1 protein-coding gene is annotated in these 859 nt (G+C 80.0%); it reads right to left on the bottom strand.

The annotated features are described in order from the left end of the window. Positions 1-783 (bottom strand): FHA domain-containing protein (locus tag FOE67_RS27210; RefSeq protein ID WP_182667475.1); only part of this gene is annotated, 783 nt, incomplete at its 3' end. Positions 784-859: the final 76 nt, after the last annotated feature.

The following is an 859-nucleotide window of genomic DNA, read 5'->3' as shown; positions in this document are numbered from 1 at the left end:
GGCCGGGGGCGCTCCGGGCCGGGGCGGCCGCACGCCGGCCGGAGGGGTCGGCGGGACCGGCTCCGGGGTCCGCTCGCGGCGCAGCAGCCGCTCCCCGAGACCGCGTCGGCGACCGCCCCCGCGGGTCTCCCCTCCGCCTTCCCCGCCGGGGGTCCGGTCGGAAGGGGCCGGGGGCCCGTCCTGCGCGATCCCGCTCCCGTTCGCCGTGCCCCGTGCCCGGGCGGGGAGGATCCGCAGCGCGGACTCGCCGACGCGCAGCTCACCCCCCGGGGGCAGCGGCAGGTCCCGGTCGGTGGGGACGGCGACGCCGTCCACGGTGGTGCCGTTGGTCGAGCCGAGGTCCCGCACGGTCACCGGCCCCGATCCGTCGGGCACGGTCACCAGGCAGTGCAGCCGGGAGACGTCGGGGTCGTCGAGGGGGACGTCGGCCCGCGCGGAGCGGCCGATCCGCACCTCGCCGCCGTGCAGCAGGTGCACGCCCCCCGCGTCCGGACCGGAGACGACCAGCAGGCGGGGCACGGAGTCGTCGGCGCGGTCCACGCCGACCGGCCCGTCCACCGCGAGCACGGCGCCGTCCACCAGCGGCGGCCGGCCCAGGGGCGCGCGCCGGGGGTCCAGGCGGCGGGCCCCGCACCACACCGTGCCCGGGACGCCGGCCCCGGGATCCGCGGCGGCCACCAGATCGCCGAGCACGGTCTCCAACGGGGTGTCCACGGGAGCGGTGACGGTCACGTCGGTGCCCTCGCCGCCCCGCGGGCCGAGAACGGTCAACCTGATCTGCATCGGCCCTCCCGGTCGGGTCGCGGTGGCGGATGGGAGAACCGCCCCCCGGCATCCTCGCACCCCCCACCGACAGCCT

This window comes from Streptomyces calidiresistens (genome assembly GCF_014141525.1).
In the GTDB taxonomy this organism is placed as follows: Bacteria; Actinomycetota; Actinomycetes; order Streptomycetales; family Streptomycetaceae; genus Streptomyces; species Streptomyces calidiresistens.
Note: the sequence above shows the minus strand (reverse complement) of the source record. Positions and strands in the feature narration are given on the sequence as shown.